The sequence below is a fragment of the Candidatus Aquicultor sp. genome, assembly GCF_054640775.1.
The window spans coordinates 1-2,953 of the sequence record NZ_JBTSLF010000276.1 but is presented as its reverse complement, the minus strand read 5'-3'; the positions used below and the strand labels follow the sequence as shown (position 1 = coordinate 2,953).

The window sequence follows — 2,953 nt, the reverse complement described above, 5'->3', positions numbered from 1 at the left end:
CCCGGTTCGCTTAGCAGTACTTTAAGTTTTAATATTAAAGCGGAAGGCGGGAAATTTATCCCTTCGAAAATAATCGGCCGATCGGGCGATACGATGATTATAAATTTTACGGCGGTCGATAATAATTATAGTATTGTTTTTCCAAGTTATAATATGCGGCAAGTCGCGAAAAAAGGGGAAACGAAAATGCTCGGATTTCATACTTCGGAAACCGGCAGCTTTACCTATTATTGCGATATTTGCGGAGCGAATACAACGGCGACCGGGACGATTATTGTTACGAAATAAATAAAAACCCCCGGTTAACGGAGGAATTTATTGCTTTACAGATTGCATATATTTAGCCAGCCTTGACAACTAAAATTATGATAGCAAACATATTATTTCTGGTCAAATGCGATAAGCTAGCCCCTGTGGACCCGCGGGGAATCGAACCCCGAAGGCCGGGCTGTCAAGGCTGGCCATGCAACCTGCCGGGCCCACAGTCTAGTCATTATAGCAAAGAGGTGATAAAGAATATTTAAATTATTTCTAAAGAAAAAATAAAGACAAATTTCTGATTTACAGCCCACCGCGGAAACGATATAATATAATTAATAAAAAATATAAATAGTTGAAAATTATTTTAGCGAAATGAATTTAAGAAAACAAAAACAGCAATTTATTTTTAAAGAAAACATAAAGTCGAGAATTTTTATTTTAGGCGGATTTTTGGCAATCGGTTTTTTGTTTTTTGCGGGCGTTAACTCGGTTGTGGCGAAAACTTTTAATATTTTTAATGCAGCAGTTCCGACCACCTCATATTTTTTAGTTGACGGCACGACCGGCAACGTCGGAATCGGGACGACCGGTCCGCTTGATTCATTTTCAATCGGCAATTCAGGCGCTGCTCCGGCCGGATCGTCTAAAACTGGGCATAATTATACCAGTACCTATTTAAGTTCGGATGCCTACGCTTTAACTAATTATGGACTTGTCCAAACATTAATTGCTAACGCAACCAGCACATTAGTAGCGGGAAATTTATGGAACGGAACATTGAATGGAAATATTTATAATGGTACCGCGGGGGCGGGGAATGTCGGAATCGGCACAACCGCGCCGTTGAACCCTCTACATGTATTAAACACTAGCGCAGGAGTAGTTGTTGATGAATTAAAATTAACAAATTTGAGTGGAACAGCAGGAACCGGAGTAGCAATAGCATTTAACCCGTCTGAGCTAGGTGCTAATGTAGGCAATCTATTTGGAAAAATTATTGTAGCAAAAATAAATGGAGTTGGTGATTATACGACCAGGATGGATTTAAATGTTGCAAACGGAAATGGTGTTGCGGTAACGGGGCTGTCAATTCTTGGTCAAGCAGGAGCAAGTACGGTTGGCAACGTCGGCATCGGCACAACCGCCCCATTAGCAAAATTACAAGTAAATGATGCAACCTTCCCGCAAGTACGTATTCAAAATGACAATTCTGCCGCTCCTAGCGGAGAAACAGGAATTCGATTTCGTACGCAAGGGACTGAGGGGGTGGCTCATGCTGATATCGGTTGGACCGGCACCGGCTCAGACACAGGGAATATGGTTTTTCGCGTTCCGTATAATTCAGAAAGGATGAGAATCCAATCGAACGGCTATGTCGGGATTGGAACGACGGCGCCAGGAGCAATGCTGCAAGTAACTAAGGATGAAGATGGTGCATTCGGAGCTGGAGCCGGAATAATTATTCAGAATCCTGATGCTAATGGAACTGGCGGCGCTTCAGCATTAAGGTTTATGAGAGTTGGCGCAACTAAGTGGGCCTTGGTAAATGATGTTGATGGTAATGCCACAGATAATCTAACATTCTGGGGGCAGGGCGGAATTAAAGCCATAACCTTCCAAGCGACAACTGGCAACGTCGGAGTAGGCACAACCGGTCCGCTCGATACATTCTCGATCGGCAACGCGGGCGCGGCTCCGGCTGGTTCAGCTAAAACTGGGCATAATTACACCAGTACATATTTGAGCACGGATGATTACGCCTTAACTAATTATGGATTGGTAAAAACATTAATTGGTAATGCAACAAGTACATTGATTGCCGGTAATTTATGGAACGGAACGTTGAACGGCAATATTTATAATGGTACGGCTGGAGCGGGGAATGTCGGAATTGGAACAACGAATCCGGGAAGTAAATTAGATATTCAAGCTGCTAGAACAGCTCAACTTACCTTGTTGAAATTATCCACCGATACCTTGTCCTCAGCCGTTAACGATGAAGTTAGTATTGATTTTAATCGGGGTAATGCTAAAAATACAGGAAGAATAAGCGGATATATCGCAGATTTTTCCACCTATGATAGCGGACTAAAATTTTATGTGGCTCCTCTTGGAACGTTATCTGCAACTCCAGCAATGATGTTGAAGTATGACGGCAATGTCGGAATTGGATTAACTAATCCATTAAACAAACTTGATGTTGATGGGAATATAATAGTTGGTCGTCAATTAGATACCCTTTCAAGATATATTGGAAAGTCTACCGCCGCCGGTGCGATTGGCGGAAATCAAAGTACAAGCTGGATGGGATTCATTAGTGACGCGACAAATGACTATATCACATTTGGTACACATCATAGCGGTGTTTCAGCCGGCGAAAGAGTGAGAATTAATAGCGATGGCAACGTTGGGATTGGGACGACGAATCCAATAGAAAAATTAAATATAGTAAGTGGCGCTGGTATTGGTCTTGGTTCAGCACTAAATAACGGAGGAAGTTTTGTAAAATTTCAAGGGTCAAATACAAACCAAAACTGGTTAGTTGGAAACCAATGGAATGGTGCATATTTTGAAATTACTCCTTCAACAGCGGGTGGCGGGACAACATATTCTACACCAGCAATGGTTATATTAAATAATGGCAACGTCGGGATTGGGACGGGGGCGCCATTACAACCCCTTCATGTTGCAA

General features: G+C 42.4%; 2 protein-coding genes. Both read left to right on the top strand.

Annotated features, from left to right (window positions below; translation table 11 throughout):
• The coding region (locus tag ACYC56_RS14090) for a cupredoxin domain-containing protein (protein WP_461374806.1) at positions 1–288 on the top strand (288 nt) is incomplete at its 5' end.
• 345 nt (positions 289–633) lie between these two features.
• Positions 634–2,953: beta strand repeat-containing protein (locus tag ACYC56_RS14085; protein WP_461374805.1), on the top strand; the 2,320-nt coding region annotated here is incomplete at its 3' end.